The 23,730-nt window shown below is 71.0% G+C and carries 21 protein-coding genes, 3 pseudogenes and 1 riboswitch; of the genes and pseudogenes, 12 read left to right on the forward strand and 12 right to left on the reverse strand.

Annotated features, from left to right (window positions below; genetic code table 11):
* Nucleotide 1: 1 nt before the first annotated feature.
* From ABIE67_RS28725 to ABIE67_RS28740, 4 genes are read left to right on the forward strand one after another with little or no spacing between them, the layout of a single operon-like run.
* Complete coding sequence (locus ABIE67_RS28725) at nt 2–1,531, forward strand: GMC family oxidoreductase (protein ID WP_370263568.1); 1,530 nt, start codon at nt 2–4, stop codon at nt 1,529–1,531.
* Nucleotides 1,531–2,712, forward strand: coding sequence for a glycine betaine/L-proline ABC transporter ATP-binding protein (locus tag ABIE67_RS28730; RefSeq protein ID WP_370263570.1), 1,182 nt, complete (start codon nt 1,531–1,533; stop codon nt 2,710–2,712). Before ABIE67_RS28725 ends, ABIE67_RS28730 begins: the two co-directional genes overlap by 1 nt.
* Entirely contained in the window at nt 2,712–4,661 is a 1,950-nt protein-coding gene (locus ABIE67_RS28735; RefSeq protein ID WP_370263573.1) for an ABC transporter permease, read from the forward strand. Before ABIE67_RS28730 ends, ABIE67_RS28735 begins: the two co-directional genes overlap by 1 nt.
* A gap of 1 nt (nt 4,662) precedes the next feature.
* Nucleotides 4,663–5,643 carry an ABC transporter substrate-binding protein gene (locus ABIE67_RS28740; RefSeq protein ID WP_370263575.1) on the forward strand — a complete coding sequence of 327 codons (981 nt, stop codon included), beginning with the start codon at nt 4,663–4,665 and terminating at the stop codon, nt 5,641–5,643.
* A gap of 23 nt (nt 5,644–5,666) precedes the next feature.
* Here ABIE67_RS28740 and ABIE67_RS28745 read toward each other — a convergent pair whose 3' ends face one another.
* Genes ABIE67_RS28745 through ABIE67_RS28755 form a run of 3 tightly spaced genes read right to left on the reverse strand, consistent with a single transcriptional unit; the run spans nt 5,667 to nt 7,326 of the window.
* The gene (locus ABIE67_RS28745; RefSeq protein WP_370263580.1) at nt 5,667–6,389 is read right to left on the reverse strand and encodes an isocitrate lyase/phosphoenolpyruvate mutase family protein; all 723 of its coding nucleotides are present in this window, start codon (nt 6,387–6,389) and stop codon (nt 5,667–5,669) included.
* The gene (locus ABIE67_RS28750) at nt 6,386–6,832 is read right to left on the reverse strand and encodes a carboxymuconolactone decarboxylase family protein (RefSeq protein ID WP_370263583.1); all 447 of its coding nucleotides are present in this window, start codon (nt 6,830–6,832) and stop codon (nt 6,386–6,388) included. The genes ABIE67_RS28745 and ABIE67_RS28750 overlap by 4 nt, the downstream gene beginning before the upstream one ends.
* Nucleotides 6,829–7,326 carry a carboxymuconolactone decarboxylase family protein gene (locus ABIE67_RS28755; RefSeq protein ID WP_370263587.1) on the reverse strand — a complete coding sequence of 166 codons (498 nt, stop codon included), beginning with the start codon at nt 7,324–7,326 and terminating at the stop codon, nt 6,829–6,831. The genes ABIE67_RS28750 and ABIE67_RS28755 overlap by 4 nt, the downstream gene beginning before the upstream one ends.
* A 47-nt stretch (nt 7,327–7,373) precedes the next feature.
* On the opposite strand from ABIE67_RS28755, the gene ABIE67_RS28760 reads away from it, so the two are divergent.
* Together ABIE67_RS28760 and ABIE67_RS28765 are read left to right on the forward strand one after the other, a co-directional pair.
* Entirely contained in the window at nt 7,374–8,825 is a 1,452-nt protein-coding gene (locus ABIE67_RS28760; RefSeq protein ID WP_370263592.1) for a PLP-dependent aminotransferase family protein, read from the forward strand.
* A gap of 70 nt (nt 8,826–8,895) precedes the next feature.
* The gene (locus tag ABIE67_RS28765) at nt 8,896–9,381 is read left to right on the forward strand and encodes a carboxymuconolactone decarboxylase family protein (RefSeq protein ID WP_370263596.1); all 486 of its coding nucleotides are present in this window, start codon (nt 8,896–8,898) and stop codon (nt 9,379–9,381) included.
* Between the two features lie 76 nt (nt 9,382–9,457).
* On the opposite strand, the pseudogene ABIE67_RS28770 reads toward ABIE67_RS28765, so the two are convergent.
* The 4 genes and pseudogenes from ABIE67_RS28770 to ABIE67_RS28785 form a co-directional block, all read right to left on the reverse strand.
* A pseudogene (locus ABIE67_RS28770) lies at nt 9,458–10,102 on the reverse strand (aminotransferase class IV); the annotation flags it as partial.
* A 1-nt stretch (nt 10,103) separates the two neighbouring features.
* Nucleotides 10,104–10,794 (reverse strand): annotated as a pseudogene (locus tag ABIE67_RS28775) (aminodeoxychorismate/anthranilate synthase component II); the annotation flags it as partial.
* Nucleotides 10,795–10,841: 47 nt separating this feature from the next.
* A pseudogene (locus tag ABIE67_RS28780) lies at nt 10,842–11,438 on the reverse strand (antibiotic biosynthesis monooxygenase).
* A 174-nt stretch (nt 11,439–11,612) separates the two neighbouring features.
* The gene (locus ABIE67_RS28785) at nt 11,613–12,458 is read right to left on the reverse strand and encodes a hypothetical protein (RefSeq protein WP_370269029.1); all 846 of its coding nucleotides are present in this window, start codon (nt 12,456–12,458) and stop codon (nt 11,613–11,615) included.
* A 160-nt stretch (nt 12,459–12,618) separates the two neighbouring features.
* On the opposite strand from ABIE67_RS28785, the gene ABIE67_RS28790 reads away from it, so the two are divergent.
* From ABIE67_RS28790 to ABIE67_RS28800, 3 genes are all read left to right on the forward strand, one after another.
* Nucleotides 12,619–12,972, forward strand: coding sequence for a hypothetical protein (locus ABIE67_RS28790; protein WP_370263598.1), 354 nt, complete (start codon nt 12,619–12,621; stop codon nt 12,970–12,972).
* 26 nt (nt 12,973–12,998) lie between these two features.
* Entirely contained in the window at nt 12,999–14,186 is a 1,188-nt protein-coding gene (locus tag ABIE67_RS28795; RefSeq protein ID WP_370263600.1) for a glutathionylspermidine synthase family protein, read from the forward strand.
* 218 nt (nt 14,187–14,404) lie between these two features.
* Complete coding sequence (locus ABIE67_RS28800; RefSeq protein WP_370263605.1) at nt 14,405–15,283, forward strand: alpha/beta fold hydrolase; 879 nt, start codon at nt 14,405–14,407, stop codon at nt 15,281–15,283.
* A 15-nt stretch (nt 15,284–15,298) separates the two neighbouring features.
* Here ABIE67_RS28800 and rocD read toward each other — a convergent pair whose 3' ends face one another.
* A complete protein-coding gene (gene rocD / locus ABIE67_RS28805; RefSeq protein WP_370263607.1) occupies nt 15,299–16,513 on the reverse strand; it encodes an ornithine--oxo-acid transaminase in 1,215 nt (404 codons plus the stop codon).
* A 161-nt stretch (nt 16,514–16,674) separates the two neighbouring features.
* Nucleotides 16,675–16,772, forward strand: a riboswitch (ZMP/ZTP riboswitch).
* Between the two features lie 31 nt (nt 16,773–16,803).
* Between rocD and ABIE67_RS28810 the strand changes: the two genes are divergently transcribed.
* Nucleotides 16,804–18,252, forward strand: coding sequence for a glycine hydroxymethyltransferase (locus ABIE67_RS28810; protein ID WP_370263609.1), 1,449 nt, complete (start codon nt 16,804–16,806; stop codon nt 18,250–18,252).
* A 135-nt stretch (nt 18,253–18,387) separates the two neighbouring features.
* Here ABIE67_RS28810 and ABIE67_RS28815 read toward each other — a convergent pair whose 3' ends face one another.
* The 3 genes from ABIE67_RS28815 to ABIE67_RS28825 form a co-directional block, all read right to left on the reverse strand.
* Nucleotides 18,388–19,182: a hypothetical protein gene (locus ABIE67_RS28815; protein ID WP_370263611.1), complete on the reverse strand. Its 795-nt coding sequence runs from the start codon at nt 19,180–19,182 to the stop codon at nt 18,388–18,390.
* Nucleotides 19,183–19,318: 136 nt separating this feature from the next.
* Complete coding sequence (locus ABIE67_RS28820) at nt 19,319–20,371, reverse strand: hypothetical protein (protein ID WP_370263613.1); 1,053 nt, start codon at nt 20,369–20,371, stop codon at nt 19,319–19,321.
* A complete protein-coding gene (locus tag ABIE67_RS28825) occupies nt 20,358–20,918 on the reverse strand; it encodes an RNA polymerase sigma factor (protein ID WP_370263615.1) in 561 nt (186 codons plus the stop codon). Before ABIE67_RS28825 ends, ABIE67_RS28820 begins: the two co-directional genes overlap by 14 nt.
* A 131-nt stretch (nt 20,919–21,049) precedes the next feature.
* Between ABIE67_RS28825 and trpS the strand changes: the two genes are divergently transcribed.
* Together trpS and ABIE67_RS28835 are read left to right on the forward strand one after the other, a co-directional pair.
* Nucleotides 21,050–22,063: a tryptophan--tRNA ligase gene (gene trpS / locus ABIE67_RS28830; protein ID WP_370263620.1), complete on the forward strand. Its 1,014-nt coding sequence runs from the start codon at nt 21,050–21,052 to the stop codon at nt 22,061–22,063.
* A 186-nt stretch (nt 22,064–22,249) separates the two neighbouring features.
* Nucleotides 22,250–22,828 carry a 2'-5' RNA ligase family protein gene (locus tag ABIE67_RS28835; protein WP_370263622.1) on the forward strand — a complete coding sequence of 193 codons (579 nt, stop codon included), beginning with the start codon at nt 22,250–22,252 and terminating at the stop codon, nt 22,826–22,828.
* Between the two features lie 127 nt (nt 22,829–22,955).
* Here the strand turns inward: ABIE67_RS28835 and ABIE67_RS28840 are convergent, their stop codons facing one another.
* Nucleotides 22,956–23,711, reverse strand: coding sequence for a decaprenylphospho-beta-D-erythro-pentofuranosid-2-ulose 2-reductase (locus ABIE67_RS28840; RefSeq protein WP_370263624.1), 756 nt, complete (start codon nt 23,709–23,711; stop codon nt 22,956–22,958).
* Nucleotides 23,712–23,730: the final 19 nt, after the last annotated feature.

Consider the following 23,730-nt stretch of genomic DNA (forward strand, 5'->3'; position numbering starts at 1 on the left):
CATGTCCGAGAACACCCCTGTCTACGACTACGTCGTGATCGGCGGCGGCACGGCCGGATCGGTCATCGCCTCCCGGCTCACCGAGAACCCCGACGTCACCGTCGCCGTCATCGAGGGCGGCCCCAGCGACGTCAACCGGGACGACGTCCTCACCCTGCGCCGCTGGATGGGCCTGCTCGGCGGCGACCTCGACTACGACTACCCCACCACCGAGCAGCCACGCGGCAACTCGCACATCCGGCACAGCCGGGCCCGTGTCCTGGGCGGCTGTTCCTCGCACAACACGCTCATCGCCTTCAAGCCGCTGCCGTCCGACTGGGACGAGTGGGAGGAGGCCGGCGCCACGGGCTGGGGCGCGGTGCCGATGGAGGCGTACTACGCCCGTCTGAAGAACAACATCGTCCCGGTCGACGAGAAGGACCGGAACGCCATCGCCCGCGACTTCGTCGACGCGGCGCAGGGCGCGCTCGGCGTCCCGCGCGTCGAGGGCTTCAACAAGCAGCCCTTCACCGACGGCGTCGGCTTCTTCGACCTCGCCTACCACCCCGAGAACAACAAGCGCTCGTCGGCGTCGGTGGCGTATCTGCACCCGGTGATGGACGAGCGCGAGAACCTGACGATCCTGCTGGAGACCTGGGCGTACAAGCTGGAGCTCGACGGCACGCGCGCCGAGGGTGTCCACGTCCGCACCAAGGACGGCGAGGAACTCCTGGTCCGCGCCCGGCGCGAGGTCGTCCTGTGCGCGGGCGCCGTCGACTCGCCCCGGCTGCTGATGCACTCCGGCATCGGCCCCAAGGAGGACCTCACCCGGCTCGGCATACCGGTGGTCCACGACCTGCCGGGCGTCGGCGAGAACCTGCTCGACCACCCCGAGTCGGTGATCGTCTGGGAGACCGACGGGCCGATCCCGGACAACTCCGCGATGGACTCCGACGCGGGCCTTTTCGTCCGCCGGGACCCCGAACACCCGGGCCCCGACCTGATGTTCCACTTCTACCAGATCCCCTTCACGGACAACCCGGAGCGACTGGGCTACGAGCGCCCGGAGTTCGGTGTCTCGATGACCCCGAACATCCCCAAGCCGAGGAGCCGCGGCCGGCTGTACCTGACCAGCGCCGACCCGGCCGTGAAGCCCGCGCTCGACTTCCGCTACTTCACCGACGAGGACGACTACGACGGCCGCACCCTCGTCGACGGCATCCGCATCGCCCGCGAGATCGCCAAGACCGAACCGCTGGCGAACTGGCTCAAGCGGGAGGTGTGCCCCGGCCCCGACGTCACCGGCGACGAGGAGCTGAGCGAGTACGCCCGCAAGGTCGCACACACCGTGTACCACCCGGCGGGCACCTGCCGTATGGGCGCCGCCGACGACGAACAGGCCGTGGTGGATCCACAGTTGCGGATCCGCGGCCTGGAAGGAATTCGTATAGCCGACGCTTCCGTCTTCCCGACGATGACCGCCGTGAACCCGATGATCGGGGTGCTCATGGTCGGGGAGAAGGCCGTCGACCTGCTCGGAGGTGAGGCGTGATGAGTACTGCCCCTGCTACTTCTGGTACCCCTGCTACTTCTGGTACCTCTGCCACTTCTGGTACCTCTGGTACCCCTGTTTTCTCGGTCGAAGGTCTCTGGAAGGTCTTCGGCCCGAAGGCCGACCGTGTCCCCGCCGACCCGGAGCTGGCCGGGCTCACGCCCGCCGAGCTGCGCGCCCGCACCGGCTGCACGGCGGCCGTCCAGGACGTCTCCTTCGACGTCCGCAAGGGCGAGGTCTTCGTCGTCATGGGCCTGTCCGGCTCCGGCAAGTCCACGCTGGTGCGCTGTCTGACCCGGCTGATCGAGCCGACGGCCGGCACGATCGCCATCGACGGCGAGGACGTGCGCGCCATGGACAAGACCCGCCTGCGCGAACTGCGCCGGCACCGCGCCGCGATGGTCTTCCAGCACTTCGGCCTGCTGCCGCACCGCACGGTCCTGGACAACGTGGCGTACGGCCTGGAGATCCAGGGCGTCGGCAAGGCCGAGCGCCGTGAGCGGGCCGCCCAGGTCGTCGCCAAGGTCGGCCTGGAGGGCATGGAGCACCGCAGGCCGGGCCAGCTGTCCGGCGGTCAGCGCCAGCGCGTCGGACTGGCCCGCGCGTTGGCGGTGGACCCGGAGGTGCTGCTCTTCGACGAGCCGTTCAGCGCGCTCGACCCGCTGATCCGGCGGGACATGCAGGAGGAGGTCGTCCGCCTGCACCGCGAGGAGGGCCGCACGATGGTCTTCATCACCCATGACCTCAGCGAGGCCCTCAAGCTCGGCGACCGCATCGCCCTCATGCGCGACGGCCGCGTCGTCCAGCTGGGCACCCCCGAGGAGATCGTGGGCTCCCCGGCCGACGACTACGTCCGCGAGTTCGTCCGCGACGTTCCGCGCGAGCAGGTCATGACCGTGCGTACGGCCATGCGCGCCGCGTCGGCGGGCGAGAGCGGCAACGGCCCGGCGGTCGCGCCGGACGCGACGGTGTCCGAGGCGATCGAGGCCGTGGCGCGTACCGGTGCCCCGGCCCGGGTCATGGACGGGGCCCGCTGTCTGGGCGTGGTCGACCACGAACGGCTGCTCGGCGTAGTGGCGGGGACGGAGCAGAGCGCGCCGGCCGGGGCGGGGCGCAGTGCCCCAGCGGGGGCAGGGCAAGGTGCCGTAGCGGGGGCGGGGAAGAGCAAGGAGGTGGCTTGATGGCCACCGTCACCACTGCCGCTCCCCGCATCGCCGTTCCGGGCGTCCTCAAACACCCGGTCCTGCGCAAGCTCCTGCTGCTCGCCCTCGCCGCCGCGGTCCTCGTGCCGCTGGCGAACGCCCGCTGGGCGAGCGGCAGCTGGCCGGCCGCGCTGACCGTCGACTTCTCCGACCAGCTCACCAAGGCCAGCGTCTGGATCATCGACAACCGCGACAGCCACCCGCTGTTCGTCTACTTCTTCGGGCACATCAGCAACGCGGTCGTGATCTGCGTACGCGCCGTGTACCTGGTGCTGCTCGCGGCCGGCTGGGCCGGCGTCACCGCCGCCGCGTCCCTGATCGCCTGGCGGGTCGCGGGCCGGCGACTCGCCGCCGGTACCGGTGCCGCGTTCCTGGCCTGCGGGTTCCTCGGTATGTGGATCCCGACCATGCAGACCCTCGCGCTGATGGTCGTGGCGGTCCTCGCCTCGGTCGTCGTGGGCGCGCTGCTGGGCCTCGCCGCCGGGCTTTCCGACCGTATGGACAGGATCCTGCGCCCCGTCCTGGACACCATGCAGGTGCTCCCCGCGTACGCCTACCTGCTCCCCGTCGTCCTGGTCTTCGGCATGGGCGTCCCCGCGGCCGTCCTGGCCACCGTCGTCTATGCCGCCCCGCCGATGGCCCGCCTCACCGCCCTCGGACTGCGCGGCGCCGACAAGGAGGTGCTGGAGGCTGTCGAGTCGCTCGGCGCCACCGCACGGCAGCGTCTGCTCACCGCCCGCATCCCGCTGGCCAGCAAGGAACTGCTGCTCGGCCTCAACCAGACGATCATGATGGCGCTGTCGATGGCCGTCATCGCGTCGGTCATCGGCGCGGGCGGCCTCGGTGACCGCGTCTACCAGGCGCTGGGCTCGGTCGACGTCGGTGCCGCGCTCGCGGCCGGCATCCCGATCGTGCTGCTCGCCGTCGTCCTGGACCGGGTGACGGGCGCGGCGGGGGAGGGACTCGGCGAGGAGCCGCAGCCGAACGGCCGGGCACGCTGGGGCTACGCCCTGGCCGCCGCCGTCGTCGTAGCCGTCGCCGGACGTCTCGCGGGCCGCCTCGACTGGCCCGACACCTGGACCCTGAACATCGCCGAGCCGGTCAACCGCGCCGTCGACTGGATGACCGACCACCTCTACTCGGGCGTCCCCGTCATCGGCGGCACCGCCGACTGGGCGGCCCACTTCACCACCTGGGTCCTCGACCCCGTCCGCGACACCCTGCAGTGGCTGCCCTGGTGGTCGGTCCTGCTGATCGTCGCCGCCCTCGCCTGGCTGATCGGCACCTGGCGCACCGCGCTCACCGCCGTGCTCGCCATGACCGCGATCGGCGTCCTGGGCGTGTGGACCCCCTCGCTCGACACCCTCTCCCAGGTCCTGGCGGCCGTCGCCGTCACCCTGCTCCTGGGCTTCGCGACCGGCATCGCGGCCGCCCGCAGCGACCGCGTCGAGCGGCTGCTGAGGCCCGTCCTCGACGTCTTCCAGACGATGCCGCAGTTCGTGTACCTGATCCCGGTGGTCGCGCTGTTCGGCGTCGGCCGCGCCCCCGCCGTCGCCGCGGCCGTCGTCTACGCCCTGCCCGCCGTCGTCCGCATCACCACCCAGGGCCTGCGCCAGGTCGACCAGGCCGCCCTGGAGTCGGCCCGCTCGCTCGGCGCGACCCCCGCCCAGCAGCTTCGCCAGGTCCAACTGCCGCTCGCCCGCCCGGCGTTGCTGCTCGCCGTCAACCAGGGCGTGGTCCTGGTCCTCGCCGTCGTCATCATCGGCGGCCTGGTCGGCGGCGGTGCGCTCGGCTACGAGGTCGTCGCCGGTCTCGCGCAGGGCGACCTCGCGACCGGACTGGTGGCCGGCGCGGCGATCGTCTGCCTGGGCCTGATGCTCGACCGGGTGACCCAGCCGACCGAACGCCGCGCGAAGAAGGGAGCGTGACATGCGACTTCGTACGCGTAGGACCCGTGCGTCTCGTACGACTGCCGTAGTGGCCGGCGTGTCCTCGCTGGCGCTGCTGACCGGCTGCGGCGCCGCGGACATGACCAAGCAGGCCTCGCCGTTCGCCAACGCCCAGGGCGCCAAGACCGTGACCCTGTCCGTCCAGTCCTGGGTAGGCGCGCAGGCCAACGTGGCCGTCGCCCAGTACCTCCTGGAGCACGAGCTCGGCTACCGCGTCGACACCGTCCAGATCGACGAAGTTCCCGCCTGGGACGCGCTCAGCCAGGGCCGCGTCGACGCGCTCATGGAGGACTGGGGGCACCCGGAGGAGGAGCAGCGGTACGTCAAGGACAAGAAGACGATCGTGCCCGGCGGCGACCTCGGGGTCACCGGGCACATCGGCTGGTACGTCCCGACGTACTTCGCCAAGCAGCACCCGGACGTCACCGACTGGAAGAACCTCGACAAGTACGCCGACCGGATGCGTACCGCCGAGAGCGGTGGCAAGGGCCAGCTGATGGACGGCTCGCCCTCCTACGTCACCAACGACAAGGCGCTGGTGGACAACCTGGACCTGGACTACCAGGTGGTGTTCGCCGGTTCGGAGGCCGCGCAGATCACGCAGATCAAGCAGTTCGCCAAGGAGAAGAAGCCCTTCCTGACGTACTGGTACTCCCCGCAGTGGCTGTTCAAGAAGGTCCCGATGACCGAGGTGAAGCTGCCGGAGTACAAGGAGGGCTGCGACGCCGACCCGGAGAAGGTCGCCTGCGCCTATCCGCACACCCCGCTGCAGAAGTACCTCAACGCGGACTTCGCCAAGACCGGCGGCGAGGCGGCGGCCCTGCTGAAGAAGTTCAAGTGGACGACCGAGGACCAGAACGAGGTCTCCCTGATGATCGCCGAGCAGAAGCTGTCGCCGGAGGAGGCGGCGAAGAAGTGGGCGGACAGCCACGAGTCCACGTGGAAGGCGTGGCTGTCCTGAGCCTCTCCATGCTCTGAGCCTCTTTACGTCCTGAGGCCGTCGGCGATGTCACGCAGCGCCTGTGCCGCACTGTGCAGCAGCCCCGGCCCGAACGTGACGCGAGTGGCCCCGAGTTCACCGAGTTCGGTGGGCGAGGGGCCCTCGCCGTCCGGGCGGCCGTGCGCGTTGACCGGCCCCTGGATCCCGGACCGCAGAAGCGGCAGTACGTTCGCCGGGGCGCCGATCGGATAGACGCAGTCGGCGCCCGCGGCGACGTACAGCGCGGCTCGCTCGATGGCGCGTTCGGGATCGGCGTCGCCGTACGCGAAGGTATCGACGCGCGCGTTGACGAAGAGCTGGTCACCGGCCGCGTACCGCACCTCGGCGAGCCATTCGGCGTGCTCGCGCGGGTCCTTGAGGACACCCCCGTTGGAGTCCTCAAGGTTGCAGCCCACGGCCCCGGTCTCCAGCAGCCGCTCCACCAGCTCGTGCGGCGCCAGCCCGTACCCGCCCTCCACGTCCGCCGACACCGGTACGTCCACGGCCCGTACGATGCGCGCCACCGCGGCGAACATCTCGTCGGCCGGAACCTCCCCGTCCTTGTACCCGAGCGAGAGCGCCACCCCCGCGCTGGGCGTGGCGAGCGCGGGGAACCCGGCCTTCTCGAACACCCGGGCGCTCATCGCGTCCCAGGGGCCGGGCAGCACCAGCGGGTCGTCGGGCAGCCGCCCCCTGTGCAGGGTGCGGAAGACATCCACCTTCCTCATGGCGTGTAACCCCCCGGCGGGATCCGGCGGCCGACCATCACCCGGTTCCAGTTGTTGATGGCGACGATCAGCCCGATGAGATGGGCGAGTCGGACGTCGTCGAAGTGGGCGGCGGCCCTCTCGTACACCTCGTCGGGCACGAAGCCGTCCGTCAGGACGGTCACCGCCTCCGTCAGCGCGAGCGCGGCCCGCTCCCGCTCGTCGAAGACGTCCTCGGCCTCCTCCCAGCCGGCCAGCAGATCGAGCTGTTTCTCGCTCACCCCGTGCTTGCGGGCGATGGTGAGGTGCATGTCCAGGCAGAACGCGCAGTGGTTGAGCTGCGAGGCCCGGATCACCACGAGTTCGGCGAGCGCGGCATCGCCCAGCCCCCGCTTCGCGACGGCGCTGAGCGAGGACATGGCCTGGCCGACGGCCGGGTCGAGGAGGGCGGTCCGGACCGTCACGCGTGCTGTCCCGGCTGGTAGTGCCCCGGCACCCGACGGCAGGCCACACCGAACCGGTTCCAGGCGTTGATCACCGTGATCGCGGCGATCAGCTGGGCCAGTTCGGCCTCCTCGAAGTGCTTGGCGGCCTTCTCGTACACCTCGTCGGGCACGAAGCCGTCCGTCAGGACGGTCACCGCCTCCGTCAGCTCCAGCGCCGCGAGCTCCTTCTCGGTGTAGAAGTGCTCGGACTCCTCCCACGCGCTGAGCTGGATGATCCGCTCGACGCTCTCCCCGGCGGCGAGCGCGTCCTTGCTGTGCATGTCGAGGCAGAGCGCGCAGTGGTTGATCTGTGAGGCGCGGATCTTCACCAGCTCCAGCAGCTTCGGCTCGACGCCCTTACGGGCCGCCGCGTCCAGCCGGACCATGGCCTTGAAGACATCCGGGGCGAGCGTGGCCCAGTCCAGGCGCTGGGTGTGTTCGGGGGCGTACTGGACGGTCTGGTCAGTGGTCATGCCACCGACACTACGAACGATGCAGCCCACGGGTATGGTCCATTTCCATGGCGAAATCATGGGCCACTCTGGGCGTCGACCTGCACCTGGAACCGGCGGGTCCGGGCCTGCGCCGGGGGCTGACCGACGCCCTGCGCGACGCGGTCCGCACCGGCCGCCTCGCGCCCGGCACCCGGCTGCCCTCCTCCCGCTCCCTCGCCGCCGACCTCGGTATCGCCCGCAACACCGTCGCCGACGCCTACGCCGACCTCGTCGCCGAGGGCTGGCTCACCGCACGGCAGGGTTCGGGCACCCGGGTCGCCGAACGGAGGGTCGTCCCCTCGGCCGGCACGGTCCGCCGACCCCGCGAGCGCGGCCGACCCGAGTACGACCTGCGCCCCGGCTTCCCCGACCTCGCCGCCTTCCCGCGCACGGAGTGGCTCCGGGCGGCCCGCCGTGCCCTGACCTCCGCCCCGTACGAAGCCCTCGGCTACGGCGACCCGCACGGCCGCCCCGAACTGCGCACCGCCCTCGCCGGCTACCTCTCCCGGGTACGGGGCGTACACGCCGACCCGGAACGCATCCTGGTGTGCGGCGGGATATCCCACGGCCTGAGGATCCTCGGCGCGGTGCTGCGGGCGCGGGGCGTAGGCACGGTCGCGGTCGAGTCGTACGGGCTGCGGGCCCACTGGAAGATCCTGCACGGGGCGGGTCTGCGCACGGCGCCTCTGCCTTTCGACGAACTCGGCACGGATCCTGGGCAGTTGGTCGAGGGGTGGGGTGGCGTGAGCAGGTCCGGCGAAGGCAACTGCGGTTCGGCAACGCCCCCAGCGGAGCGCCCCCGCGCAGTCCTGCTCACTCCCGCGCACCAGTTCCCGATGGGTTCCCCCCTGCACCGTGACCGGCGGGCGGCCGTCGTGGACTGGGCGCGGCGCACCGGCGGTCTGGTCCTGGAGGACGACTACGACGGCGAGTTCCGCTACGACCGCCAGCCCGTCGGCGCGCTCCAGGGCCTCGACCCCGACCGGGTCGTCTACCTCGGCACCGCGAGCAAGTCCCTCGCCCCCGGCCTGCGGCTGGGCTGGATGGTGCTGCCGCCCACGCTGGTGGAGGAGGCCGCGGCGGCGAAGGGCGGCATCGACACGTGCGGGGCGCTGGACCAGCTGACGCTGGCGGAGTTCCTCACGTCCGGCGCCTACGACCGCCACGTACGCGCCGCCCGGCTGCGCTACCGGCGCCGGCGCGACGCCCTGGTCGCGGCCCTCGCCGAGCGCGCCCCGCAGGTCCGCGCCACCGGCATCGCCGCCGGACTGCATGCCGTGCTCCGACTCCCGCCGGGCACCGAGAGGTCGGTCGTGCAGGCGGCCCACTGGCAGGGCCTGGCGCTGGACGGCCTCACCCGGTACCGCCACCCCGACGCGCTCGCCGATCCGTTGGACGCGCTGGTCGTCGGGTACGGGACACCGCCGGACCACGGGTGGTCGGGGGCGCTGGACGCGCTGTGCGCGACGCTGCCCTGATCATCAGGTCGTCCGGCCGAATGCGGTGGAATTCGGTACGGGAATCCAATTCCGTGGATAGAGTCGGTCCATGAGTGAAAGCGACTCCATATCCCGCGTCGCCCTCAAGAAAATCACCCCGGACGTCTCCGTGGCGATGGGTTCCCTGCACGCCGTCGCCGTTTCCGCCGCGCAGGACGCCAAGGTAGAACCCGAAATTCTGGAACTGATCCGGATTCGCGCCTCCCAGCTCAACGGCTGCGCGTTCTGCCTCGACATGCACACGAAGGACGCGCGTGCGGCGGGCGAGACCGAGCAGCGGATCTACGCCCTGAACGCCTGGCGCGAGACCCCCTTCTTCACCGGACGCGAGCGCGCCGCACTGGCGTTGACCGAGGCGGCGACCCTGGTGCACGATGGCCAGGTCCCGGACGCGGTCTACGCCGCGGCCGCGGAGGTCTTCGACGAGAACCAGGTCGCGGCGCTGATCTGGGCGGCGACCGTCATCAACGCGTACAACCGGATCGCCATTGCGACCCGGATGGTTCCCGGGGCTTATCAGCCGGCCAAGAAATAGCGCGAAACAAGGGCATAGAGAATGCGGGCATCGGTAATGGGTAATGGTCGCTGATGCCCGCCTTTCTTCAGCAGCTCTATTTGTCCGGCAGCGGCTCCATGAGGGCGTCCAGCCAGGTACGCCACTCCGCGGCGTGCACCGCCGGTCCCGCATTCATCGGCAGGCCCGTCCAGCCCGTCACCGGCCGGATTCCGTGCAGCGCGTTGACCAGCCACACCTCACGGCCGTCCAGCTCGGTCACGGTCCGCTCGCGGTGGGCGACACGGATGCCGGTGCGCCGGGCCCGGTCCCGGATGAGAGCAACGGTCACTCCGGGCAGGACGGGCAGCCGCGGGGAGGGCAGGCACAGGGTGTCGTCCTCCCACCAGAGCACACTGGCGGTGGCCGCTTCCAGGACCACACCGCCGGGCGAGACCAGCACCGCCTCCTCGGCGCCCGCCCCGGCGGCCCGTCGGCGCACCCGGGCAAGAGCGCCCAGGTCGGGCCCCTTGCGGCGGGGGAGGGCCCGCGGATCGGGTTGCCCCGCCGCCCAGAGGCGGATCTCCGTGCCCAGCGTCGGGGCGGGCCGCAGCAGCAGCCTCAACTCGAAGGAATCAGCGGCGAGTTCCACTCGGGGGAACCACTCGCCCGTGCGCGGCAGCTCGGCCGTCATGTCCTGCCAGAACTCGACGAGCCTGCGCAGTGGCGGTGCGGCGCCGCACTCGCCGCAGGCCCGCAGGAACGTAGGCGGGGCGGCCTGGGCGCCGGGGACGGGGGATGGCCGGCGCGGGGGCGGGCATCGCCGCGGCGTCCGGTGTGACGGCGGTGTTCTTCGTCCGTGGACTACGGGCCCGCCGCGCCGTCAGATTCCGGAAGTTCACCAGCATCCGGTGGCCGTACTCGGTCAGCACGGACTCCGGATGGAACTGCACCCCCCCACAACGGCCGCTCGCGGTGCCGCAGCCCCATCACCACGCCGTCCTCGGCCCAGGCGGTGGCCTGCAGGGTCTCGGGCAGCGGCTCGGGCACGCACAGCGAGTGGTAGCGGACCGCGGTGAAGTCCTGCGGCAGCCCTTCGAACAGGTCCCGCCCGTCGTGCCGGACCGCGGACAGATGCCCGTGCCGCGGCTGCGGGGCGGGCACGACCCGGCCGCCCGCTCCGAGAGCGATGCCCTGGTGGCCCAGGCGGACGCCGAGCACCGGAACCGTTGATTCGGCCAGGACCCGGCCGCAGATGCCGAAGTCGCGCGCCCCGCCCGGATGTTGCCCGGGCCCCGGCGACACCACCACATTGGCGAACTCGGCGAGATCGGGAACCCCGTCGGCGGGGGCGTCGTTGCGGATCACCACCGGCTCCTCGCCGTTTACCTCGGCGATGAGCTGGAACAGGTTGTACGTGTACGAGTCGTAATTGTCGATGAGCAGGGTCTTCACCCGCCCGCCTCCCTCGGGCCGTTCGCGGGCCCACGCGGTCCGGCGGCCTACGTGGTCCGTCGTTTGTGCCGGCCGCGGAGCGCCTGGAGCTGCGGATACAGCCAGTTGTGGAAGAATCGCTGAAGGCGCGGCATGAGAATCCAGGTGACAATGGCCGTCACGCACAGGCACAACAGCAGCGTACGGAAAAGCGGATTCAGGCCGCTGAGATAAGGAAGAACGGTCATGTTGAACAGGAGCACGGGCGGAAAAACCGCGCTCATATTGACGAACCAGAGTTTCCACTTCTTCGGCGGGGCGGGCGTTGCGGTCTGGGAGTCGAACCACGCCTTCGAGCTCCGCACGCTCCTGCGCCCCGTCCGTCGGGCGAACCCCTCCGCCCGGGTGTCCCACTCCGCCCGGAGTGCCGAGTCCTCCCAGGCCCGAGCCGTGCCCTCGCTGGCGAAGCGATGGACCACATGCCACTCCGCCTCTCGGTCGACAAGGACACCACCCCCCAGAAAGCCCGGCTGGCGTGAACTCGCGGCCAGCATGGCCCACCCTCAGGAGTGGAAGTCGGCCGCACGACCCGACACCACGCGATAGGCCACTGTGACGGTGACGGGATTACTGGTCACGCCGTCGAATACGAAGATCTCGTGCATGGCGTTCAAAGATTCAACGAAGATTTTTGCGCTGCCGGGAACGTCGCTTTTTGGGGCTGCGTATTTCTCTCCGTCCTGTTTTCGGTCCATCTGAAGAGGTCCGGGACGTCGGCGAAAAGCGCAGTGTCGCGCGGTCGCGCGGTCACGGGGTCGCGCGGTCACGGGGTCGCGCGGTCACGCCGTCTCCTCGACCCGCGTCTCCTCGACCGGCGCCTCCCCGAACCGCGCCAACGCCAACGCCCCCGCGACGGCGACCACGAACCCCAGTACCGCCAGCCATGCCAGCCCCTCCCGCGTGCGATCCCCCAGCCACACCACTCCCACCAGGGCGGGCCCGATCGTCTCCCCGATCACCATCGCCGCGGTCGCCACGGTCACCGACCCCCGCTGCAACGCCGACGTCAGCGCCAGAAACGCCGCCCCACCCCCCAACAGCAGCGCATACGTCGCCGGATTCGCCACCAGCTCCGGCACCCCGACCGAGTCGATCAGCCGCACCGCCACCTCCACCACCCCGAACCCGAACCCCGCGGCCAGCCCGAGCACCAACCCCCGCCCCCGCTCCGGCAACCGCCCGCCCGCGAGCCCCACCCCCAGTACGCCGAGGGCCACCCCGAGCATCGCGAACCTGAGCGCGTCGGACCCGTCCCGGTCCCCCTCCGCCCCCGAGGCGAGCCCGAGCATCGCCAGCCCGGCACACACCACCCCCACCGCGGCCCACTCGCTCCGACGCAACCGCACCCGCAGCAACCGGGCGGCGACGACCGCGGTCACCGCGAGACTGGACGCCAGCGCCGCCGAGACGGCGTAGATGGGAAGCGACCGCAGGGCGACGACCTGGAGGACGAACCCCAGCCCGTCCAGTGCCAGCCCCGCCAGATACCGCCACTGCCGAAGCGCCCGCAGCAGGACCCCGGCCTCGCCACCCCGGCCCCCCTGCGCACTCGCCGCCCGCGCGGCCACCGCCTGCAACACGGTGGCCGCACCGAAACAGACCGCCGCACCCAGCGCACACACCATCCCAAACAGCACAAAGCGACTGTAGGGGACCGGGAGAACGGCAACCCCCCGGACGGCCGGACTCTTAACGATCTCTAGGCTGTCCGTCTGAAGCACGACCAACAACCGGATCCGGATCATGAGCAACCGGATCATCGCCGGATCATCGGGGGAGACACACATGGCGGAAACGCGACGCCGACTGCGCTCGAGCACGGTCGTCCTCGGCGGCATGGGAGTCATAGCCGCGGCCCTGACCTCGTGCGGCTCCGACCCCGACCGCCGCTGCGTCGACCGCGACAGCTACACCTACGAGGGCTACAAGGTCATCGCGGACAAGAACTGCAACTCCGGCAGCGGCTCCAGCTCCTCGTACGGCAAGAGCGGCAAGAGGAAGACCGGCAGCTCCGACGCCGCCTGGTACTACGACGCCGACATCGACGACGGCCGCGCCGACTACGGCACCTTCAGCCGCAGCGAGGCCGTCGACCGAGGGGGCTTCGGCTGCTCGGGCTCGGGCAGCAGCGGCGGCTGAGCGGGCCGGGCAGAACGCCGTACGCGATGGAACGCCGCATGACAGACCCCCGCCCCGACTGGCAGCAGATCGTCGAGGAGCAGGGGCTCGTCTATCCCCTCACCCGCCACCCCGACGGCTCCCTGCGCCCGTACTGGGACGAGAGCGCGTACTACGTCTTCTCGCTCCCGGAGGTCGAGGCGCTGGAGGAGGTCGTCGAGGAACTCCACCGCATGTGCCTCGCCGCGGCGGACCACATCGTCTCCGCCGGCCGCTTCGCCGACCTCGGCATCACCGACCCGCGCGTCGCGAAGGCGGTCGCCGAGGCCTGGCGCCGCCGCGCCGAACTCCCCTCCCTCTACGGCCGCTTCGACCTCCACTACGACGGCACCGGCCCGGCGAAGCTCCTGGAGTACAACGCCGACACCCCGACGTCCCTCGTCGAGGCCGCCTCGCCCCAGTGGTTCTGGATGGAGGAACGCTTCCCCGGCGCCGACCAGTGGAACTCCCTCCACGAACGCCTCGTCGCCGCCTGGAAGAAACAGTCCGCCCTGCTCCCGCCCGGCAGCCCCCTCTACTTCGCGTACTCCTCGGTCGATGAACTCGGCGAAGACCTGATGACCGTCGCCTACCTCAAGGAGACCGCGGAACAGGCGGGCCTGGACACCGGCTGGATCTCCATGGAGGAGATCGGCTGGGACCGCCTCTCCGGCCGCTTCGTCGACACGCAACTCCGCTTCATCCGCAGCTGCTTCAAGCTCTACCCCTGGGAATGGCTCACCACCGACCGCTTCGCCGACCACGTCCTCGACACCCTCGACAACGGCGGCGGCACGGGCACGACCCTCTGGATCGAACCCGCCTGGAAGATGCTCCTCAGCAACAAGGCCCTCCTGGCCATCCTCTGGGAGCTCTACCCGGACCACCCGAACCTCCTCCCCGCGTACCTCGACGGGCCACGGGAGCTGGCGAGCACGACCGGCTACGTCGCCAAGCCCCTGCTCGGCCGCGAGGGCGCCGGCGTGACGATCCACGACCCCGGAGCCGAGACGGCCACCGTCCGCGAAGAACCCTGCTGCTACCAGCAGTTGGCCCCGCTCCCCGCCTTCGACGGCAACCATGTCGTCCTCGGCGCATGGGTCGTCGAGGACGAGTCGGCGGGCCTCGGCATCCGCGAGTCGTCCGGCCTGATCACGGACGAGTACGCCCGCTTCCTGCCGCACGTCATCCTCTGACGCCGTACGGCATACGGCATACGCCGATCGCCGGTCGCGCCCCGAAGGGCACTGCTCTTCCGTCGCGTCGTGGCCAGACGCACCCACCCGGTCCAGGAACCCCCGCCCGGTGGCCGGCGCTGCAATAATTCGATACGGTACGTCTCGTCTCGCCTTCTCGTCGCCTTCTCGTCTCACCTTCCATCTTGGTCGCATCGCACCCCCAGGGAGCCCTCGCCATGGACCACCTCATCGACCTCGGCACGCCACCCGGAATCCGCCTCTGGGCGCAGGACCACGGCGCCGCCGACGCACCCCCACTCCTCCTGATCATGGGCGCGCAGGCCTCCGGTCTCGGCTGGCCCGACGAACTCGTCGCCCTCCTCGCCGCCCAGCACCGCGTCATCCGCTACGACCACCGCGACACCGGCCGCTCCACCTGGGCCTACGACGAGCAGCCCTACCCCCTCACCACCCTCGCCGACGACGCCCTCGCGGTCCTGGACGGACTCGACGTCCCCCGCGCCCATGTCGTCGGCATGTCGCTGGGCGGCATGCTCACCCAGCTCCTGATCGCCGACCACCCCGACCGCCTGCTGAGCGCGACCCTGATCGGCACCAGCGCCCTGAGCGACACCCCCTACCTCCACCCGGACGGCACCCGCACCCCAGCGGAGGAACTCCCCGGCATAGACCCCCGCATCATGGAACTGTGGTCCCAGCCGTGGACCGACGAGGGCCGGGAGGCGGAGCTGGAGCGACGGGTCACCCACTGGCGGCTCCTCTCCGGCGGCCACAGCCCCTTCGACGCCGACTACTTCCGCACCCTCGACCGCAAGGTCATCGCCCACACCGGCCATCACCGGCCCGGCGACGCCCATGGCCGCGCCGACTACTCGGGCATGCTCCGTACCGGACCACTGGCCCGGACCACGGTCCCCACCCTCGTCATCTCAGCCCCCGCCGAACCGGTCTTCCCCCTCCCGCACGCCCACCACCTCGCCCAGACGATCAATGGCGCCCACGTCGTCGAGATCCCCGGCATGGGACACGCGCTCCCGCCCGAGATCCACAAGCCCCTCGCCACCGCGATCCTCGACCACACCGCACACCACTGAAGCCGGACGGCGGACTCACATCCCGAGCACGCCCCGCAACTGGGCGAGCCCCCAGTCCAGATCCTCCTTCCCGATCACCAGAGGCGGCGCGATACGGATCGTCGGCCCCTGGGTGTCCTTCACCAGCACACCCCGGTCCATCAGCTTCTCGGACACCTCCCGTCCGGTCCCGAACGCCCGGGCGATGTCGACCCCCGCCCACAGTCCACGCCCCCGCACCGCCGTCACCCGCCCCGTCCCGGCCAACAGGCCCAGCTCCCGGTGCAGATGCGCGCCCAGCTCGGCCGACCGCTCCTGGAACTCGCCCGTCCGCAGCATCGCGATCACCTCCAGCGCCACCGCGCACGCCAGCGGATTCCCGCCGAACGTCGACCCGTGCTCCCCCGGCCGGAACACCCCGAGCACCTCGGCCGACGACACCACCGCCGACACCGGCACGACCCCGCCCCCGAGCGCCTTCCCGAGCACATACGCATCCGGCACCACACCCTCGTGCTCGCACGCGAACGTACGACCCGTGCGCCCCAGCCCCGACTGGATCTCGTCCGCGATGAACAACACGTTCCGCTCCCGCGTCAGCTCCCGCACCGCCGGCAGATAACCGGCCGGGGGAACGAGCACCCCCGCCTCGCCCTGGATCGGCTCCAGCAGCACGGCCACCGTGTTCTCCGTCAACGCCTCCCGCATCGCCGTCAGATCCCCGTACTGCACGATCTCGAAGCCCGGCGTGTACGGCCCGTAGTCCGCCCGCGCCTCCGGGTCGGTGGAGAAGCTGATGATCGTCGTCGTACGGCCGTGGAAGTTGTTGCCCGCGACGACGATCTTCGCCATCTCCGCCGGCACCCCCTTGACCCGGTAACCCCACTTCCGGGCCGTCTTCACAGCCGTCTCCACCGCCTCCGACCCCGTGTTCATCGGCAGCACCATCTCCATCCCGCACAGCTCGGCGAGCTGCTCGCAGAACGCCGCGAACCGGTCGTGGTGAAACGCCCGCGACGTCAGCGTCACCCGCTCCAGCTGCGCCTTCGCCGCGTCCACGATCCGCCGGTTGCCGTGCCCGAAGTTGAGCGCCGAATACCCGGCCAGCAGATCCAGATACCGCCGCCCTTCCACATCCGTCATCCACGCGCCGTCCGCCGTCGCCACCACGACCGGCAACGGGTGGTAGTTGTGGGCGCTGTGCGCGTCGACCGCGGCGATCAGGGATTCGGTGGTGCTCGACGTGCTCACGGGGCTCTCCGTTTCCGCCACCACGAGGGCTCGTGTCCCGGCCGTCACGAGGCTCGCGGCCACTGTCCATTTCCGGCCTTACGAGTGCTTTGCGGCCCCTTCCTATCGTTGCTCGGATGGTGGACGCGGGACCATGCCCCGTCGGCGCGCCCGGTAGGCTGATCGCGGGCCGTGACTGGCGCGCTGGGATGGACCAACCATCGGGGAGCGGCCCCTGGACCGACGTCCAGACCGAGTGCCGTGCGCCTGGGCCGTACCGTGAACGCTGCACACGACGTCCGGAGGTCCCCATGCCCGCCGAGCCCCTCTCCACCGAGTCCACCGCCTTCCGTGCCGCCCTCGACGTGATCCGCGCCGTCGAGCCGCGCGTGGCCGACGCCATCGGCCAGGAGGTCGCCGACCAGCGCGAGATGCTCAAACTGATCGCCTCCGAGAACTACGCCTCCCCGGCCACCCTCCTGGCGATGGGCAACTGGTTCAGCGACAAGTACGCCGAGGGCACCATCGGCCGCCGCTTCTACGCGGGCTGTCGCAACGTCGACACCGTCGAGTCCCTGGCCGCCGAGCACGCCAAGGAGCTCTTCGGAGCCCGGCACGCCTACGTCCAGCCCCACTCCGGCATCGACGCCAACCTCGTCGCCTTCTGGTCCGTCCTCGCCGCCCGCGTCGAGGCCCCCGCCCTGGAGAAGGCCGGCGTCCGCCAGGTCAACGACCTCACCGAGGCCGACTGGGCCGAACTCCGCCGGGCCTTCGGCAACCAGCGCATGCTCGGCATGTCCCTGGACGCCGGCGGCCACCTCACCCACGGCTTCCGCCCGAACATCTCCGGCAAGATGTTCGACCAGCGCTCCTACGGCACCGACCCCGCCACCGGCCTCATCGACTACGAGGCCCTGCGCACCTCCGCCCGTGAGTTCAAGCCGCTCATCATCGTCGCCGGCTACTCCGCCTACCCCCGTCTCGTGAACTTCCGGATCATGCGCGAGATCGCCGACGAGGTCGGCGCCACGCTCATGGTCGACATGGCCCACTTCGCGGGTCTCGTCGCCGGCAAGGTCCTCACCGGCGACTTCGACCCGGTCCCGCACGCCCAGATCGTCACCACCACCACCCACAAGTCGCTGCGTGGCCCGCGCGGCGGCATGGTCCTGTGCGACGACTCCCTCAAGGACCAGGTCGACCGCGGCTGCCCGATGGTCCTCGGCGGCCCGCTCCCGCACGTCATGGCCGCCAAGGCCGTCGCCCTGGCCGAGGCCCGCCAGGAGTCCTTCCGTGGGTACGCCCAGCGCATCGTGGACAACTCCCGGGCACTGGCCGAAGGCCTGATGCGCCGGGGCGCGACCCTCGTGACCGGCGGCACCGACAACCACCTCAACCTGATCGACGTCGCCTCCTCCTACGGCCTCACCGGCCGCCAGGCCGAGGCCGCACTCCTCGAGTCCGGCATCGTCACCAACCGCAACTCCATCCCGGCCGACCCCAACGGCGCCTGGTACACCTCCGGCATTCGCATCGGCACCCCCGCCCTGACCACCCGCGGCCTGGGCACCGCCGAGATGGACGAGGTCGCCGCCCTGATCGACCGCGTCCTCACCACCACCGAGCCCGGCACCACCAGCAAGGGCGCCCCCTCCAAGGCGCAGCATGTGCTCGACCCGAAGATCGCCGACGAGATCTCCCGCCGCGCCACCGACCTCGTGGCAGGCTTCCCGCTGTACCCGGAGATCGACCTGGGCTGACGCCCGCGCCGATCCACCGAGGACCTCACGGGTCCAGGTCGATCAACCCTGACGTGGTTCCTCCCGCGGCGGTCCGGCTCCGGCCGGGCCGCCGCGCGGCGTATCAGCAGCGTGCCACCGACGCCCGGCCGGCCCTCATATGTCCCGCAGCTCCTGCCTCGGCCCCGGCTCACCCCGCAGGCGGTCCAGGGGCAGCCGCCCGGCGAAGGGGCGGAGTACCAGCGCCAGCACTGCCCCAGCTGCCGCGCCCGGCAGTGCCCACCACCAGCCGGTGCCGTCACCTGACCCCGACCCCGACCCCGACCCCGATCCAGACCGGGCCGGGGACGCCTCGGTCGCCCTGTCCCCAGCATCCGCCGCAGCGCCGGCCGCGGGGTCGGAGGCGTCCTTCGCGGTGTCACCCGTCCCGTCCTCCTCCCACCCCGGCGGGAAGATCGCCGCCCGTCCGTCGTCCGAGACCTTGCCCATAAGGCCCAGCTCTTTGAGCAGGACTCGCAGCTGGGCCGGGTGATCGGCGCGGTGCCAGGTGCCGTTCGTCGTGCTGTCCAGGTTCGCCGCCGTGTGTATCCAGACGTCCTGTCCCTTGTGGGCCGGGTAGACCCGGTCGAGGCGCCAGGGCGTCACGTCATGGACCATCCACGTGACGTTGATCTGCCGGGCAGCCGTCAGACCGGCCTCGGGCGGCTTGTCGCGCGTGCCCTTGGCCGCTGTGCCGAGCAGCCGCTCCAGCTCTCCGTACTCCTCGTCGGAGTAGTACAGCGCCGTTGTCTCCGTGCTCTCCGGCGAGACCAGGAGCACGCTGGTCGGTCCTCCGGCCGACGCCGGACCCGCGGCGCCCCACAGCAGCAGTGCGAGCGCGGCTGCCAACATCCCGGTCAGCGCCGCCAGTTCACGGCCCCGGCCCCTCCGGCCGGCCCTCTTTCCCCGCATCCGGCCTCCGAAGCGGCCGACCCCGTCTCCGCGCATCCGAACCCCCAACCCGAGCGATCCCCGTCCGGCCCGTCCCCGAGCCGCGTGTCACTTCTGGTACACCGCCCGACCCGCCTGGGTTCCCACTCCGAACCACCTATTTCGAAGGCTCCTCGGACGGCAGGCCCAGCGACCGCGCGATCTCCACCGCCCGCTCCTTCGACGCCACGCCTTCCAGCCGCAGCGTCACGCTCCCGCTCTCGGCCCTGTGAGCCTTGTCGGCCGTGTGAGCCTCTTCGGCCCTGTGGGTCCACAGCAACGTCGGCCCGGCCGTCCGCTCCTCGCGGTCGTAGCGCACCCCGTTCGCGTCCACCAGCCAGAAGGTCAGCAGGTGCGGCAGGGGGAACCACAGCGCAGGGTCGGTCGTGCCGCTGTCCGACGGGTCGGCGTCCAGGGAGATCCATTGCGGCGGTTCGCGCACCGTCTTGGCGAAGCCGATGTCCAGGCTCGCCCGCCGCTCCTCCAGCCGTATCGTGCGCCCGTCCTCGCGCCAGCACAGGCTCACCACGAACCGTCCCCCTGGCTCACCCGTCACGGCGACTGTGTCCGGCATGCCGAGCTCCTCCGGTACCAGCGGCTCGAACCCGGCCCGGCGCTCCGCCTGGGCGAGTGACACCGAGCGGCCGCAGCCCGGGACCTGGGCACCGGGAGAGGGGACCGCCGACGGGTCGTACCGCACCTCGACTCCGGCGAAGTCGAACCAGTCGAAGACCGCTGCCCGCACCGGGGGCGTGAGCACAAGGACCGCCAGCAGGCCGCACAGCGCCGCGGTCAGCGAACGCCACCGCATCCGCGTCCAGCGCCGCACCGCCCGCAGCCGCTCGGTGGCGCCCGGCGGCTCGGCCACCGGAACCGGCACCTGTTCGGCGAGTATCTGCCCGAGCACCCGCTCGACCATCGTCTCGGCGCCGTCCGCCGCACCCCGCGCGTCCAGCGACCGCCCGAGTGCCCGCAGCTCCTCGGGCAGCCGTGCGGGGTCGGTGCGCCGGCCGCGATCACGAGGAACTGTGCCGCCGGCGTCCCGACCGCTCCGATCGGCGCCTTCGGGGCCCTGGGCGCCGACACGCCCGAACCCACGCCGATCTTCGCCCTCGTACGCCCCCTGCTCGTCGCCGTCGTCGTACGGCTTCCGTCCGTCACTCATGCTCATCACCCCCTTCCCGAGGCTGAAAATCCGGCAGCAACCGGCCCAGCTTCCGCAGCGCGCGGTTCAGCCGGGATTTCACCGTGCCCCGGGGCCAGCCCAGGGCCTGGGCCGTCTCGGATTCGTCCATCTCCAGGAGATAGCGGTAGGTGACGACCAGGCGATGCTCCTCGCTCAGCTTCTCCAGGGCGGCTTGCAGCGCCGCGCGGCGCTCTATCTCCAGCGCGGCCATCGCCGGATCCGTCGATTCCGGTATCAGCGGCTCCGCCTCCACGAAGGCCGCCTCACGCCCGGCGAGCGTGCGCTGACGGGCCGCCGTACGCACTGTGTTCCTCGTCTCATTGGCGACGATCGCCAGCAGCCAGGGCTTGAACGCCGAGCCGTCCTTGAAGCGGCCCAGCGAGCAGTACGCCTTGACAAAGGCCTGCTGCACCACGTCCTCCGCGTCCGCACCCGCCCCGAGCGCGGCGGCCGCCCTGAGTGCGATGCCCGTATGGGCCCGCACCAGCTGCGCGTACGCCTCCGGCTCTCCGGCGCGTACGCGTGCGATCACCGCGGCCTCATCGACGATGCGGCCCCCCTCCCGCGTCCTCACACCTTTGTTACACCGCGGAAGACGGATCGGTTCCCATCTGTTTCCGACCAGTTCCGGACCGGCCCCCGAGACCTGAGAGAATGGTGAGCATGGCCTCTGATCGACCCCGCGTGCTCTCCGGAATCCAGCCCACCGCAGGCTCGTTCCACCTCGGCAACTACCTCGGCGCCGTCCGCCAGTGGGTTGCCCTGCAGGAGTCCCACGACGCGTTCTACATGGTCGTCGACCTGCACGCGATCACGCTCCCGCAGGACCCCGCCGACCTGCGCGCCAACACCCGCCTGGCCGCCGCCCAACTCCTCGCGGCCGGACTCGACCCCGAGCGCTGCACGCTCTTCGTCCAGAGCCATGTCCCCGAGCACGCCCAGCTCGCCTGGATCATGAACTGCCTCACCGGCTTCGGCGAGGCGTCCCGCATGACCCAGTTCAAGGACAAGTCCGCCAAGCAGGGCGCGGACCGGGCCTCCGTCGGCCTGTTCACGTACCCGATCCTGCAGGTCGCGGACATCCTGCTGTACCAGGCCAACGAGGTTCCGGTCGGCGAGGACCAGCGCCAGCACATCGAGCTCACCCGTGACCTCGCCACGCGCTTCAACGGTCGCTTCGGCGAGACCTTCACACTGCCGAAGCCGTACATCCTCAAGGAGACGGCGAAGATCTACGACCTTCAGGACCCGTCGATCAAGATGAGCAAGTCGGCGTCCACGCCGAAGGGCCTCATCAACCTGCTCGACGAGCCCAAGACCACCGCCAAGAAGGTCAAGAGCGCGGTCACCGACACCGACACCGTCATCCGCTACGACGCCGAGAACAAGCCGGGCGTCAGCAACCTGCTCACCATCTACTCGACCCTCACGGGGGCGGGAATCGCGGAACTGGAGCAGAAGTACGACGGCAAGGGCTACGGTGCGCTCAAGACGGACCTCGCGGAGGTCATGGTCGAGTTCGTGACGCCCTTCCGGGAGCGCACCCAGCAGTATCTGGACGACCCGGAGACGCTGGACTCGATCCTGGCCAAGGGCGCGGAGAAGGCGCGTGCCGTCGCCGCGGAGACGCTCTCCCAGGCGTACGACAAGGTGGGCTTCCTGCCCGCCAAGCACTGAGCCCGCACCACGGCACAGCGCTGCATATCACTATGGTTGCGCCTGCCCGCAGCACGGCCGTGGCCGTACAGTCGATAGCCGAGTGGGCGTATCAGTGGCTACTCACGCTCACCAAAAGGGCATGAGCACACAACAGGACGAGCTTCTCGCGACGGGCGAGCTCACCGACAGACGACAGGAGACGACGTGGGGACCGTAACGATCGGCGTGTCGATCGCGGTCCCGGAGCCTCACGGCAGCCTGCTCCAGGAGCGGCGCGCGGGCTTCGGCGACGCCGCGGCTCACGGCATCCCCACGCACGTCACGTTGCTACCGCCGACAGAGGTCGACGCCGCGCTGCTGCCCGCGATCGAGGCACACCTCGCCGAGGTCGCGGCCGCCGGCCGCCCCTTTCCGATGCGGCTGTCCGGCACCGGCACCTTCCGGCCCCTCTCGCCGGTCGTCTTCGTCCAGGTCGTCGAGGGCGCCGAAGCCTGCACCTGGCTGCAGAAGCAGGTCCGCGACGCCTCCGGGCCCGTCTCGCGCGAACTGCTGTTCCCGTACCACCCGCATGTCACCGTCGCGCACGGCATCGACGACGAGTCGATGGACCGCGCGTTCGAGGAGCTGGCCGACTACCGGGCCGAGTGGCCCTGCACCGGCTTCGCCCTCTACGAGCAGGGCGCCGACGGTGTGTGGCGCAAGCTGCGGGACTTCGTCTTCGGGGGGCCGGTTGTGCCGCCGCAGCCGGGGTCTGTGGAGCGCGGGTCGATCCCAGCGGGGTAGCTCCGCCGGTTGGGCCGGGGGGTCGTGCCGCGCTGTGTTGGGTTTCGTCTGCGGGTGCTTCGTGGCTGGTCGCGCAGTTCCTCGCGCCCCTGGGTGCGTTGCCGAACCGCGGCATGGATACCACGCTCTAGAGCGGCAGGCGGCGGAACAGCGCCCGCGGCGCGTGCCGCAGGGCTGACATCACCAGGCGGAGGGCGCCCGGTACCCACACCGTTTCCGAGCGGCGTCGCAGGCCCGCTTCGATCGCTGTCGCGACTGCCTCCGGGGTGGTCGCGAGGGGGGTTTCCTCCAGGCCGGCGGTCATCTTCGAGCGTACGAAGCCTGGGCGTACGACCATGACGTGGACGCCGGTGCCGTGCAGGGCGTCGCCCAGGCCCTGGGTGAAGGCGTCGAGGCCGGCCTTGCTGGAGCCGTAGATGAAGTTGGCGCGGCGGGCCCGCTCGCCGGCGACGGAGGAGAGCACGACGAGCGAGCCGTGGCCCTGGTTCTGGAGCGCGCCGGCGCTGACCAGGGTCGCCGACACGGCGCCCGTGTAGTTGGTCTGGGCGACGCGCACCGCGCTCAGCGGCTCACGCTCGTCGTGTGCCTGGTCGCCGAGGATTCCGAAGGCGAGCAGCACCATGTCGATGTCGCCCTCCGCGAAGACCTTGCCGAGCACCGTCTCGTGGGACTCCGGAGCGAGCGCGTCGAAGGCCACGGTGTGCACGGCGGCGCCCAGGGCGCGCAGTTCGGCCGCGGACTGCTCCAGGGCGGGGGACGGGCGGCCCGCCAGCCACACCGTGCGGGTGCGGCGCGCGATCATGCGGCGTGCGGTGGCCAGCGCGATCTCGGACGTACCGCCGAGGACGAGCAGGGACTGGGGGAGGCCGAAGGCGTCCTTCACGACAGCTCCTAGGGATCTG

Origin of the sequence: Streptomyces sp. V4I8, from assembly GCF_041261225.1 — a bacterium.
In the GTDB taxonomy this organism is placed as follows: Bacteria; Actinomycetota; Actinomycetes; order Streptomycetales; family Streptomycetaceae; genus Streptomyces.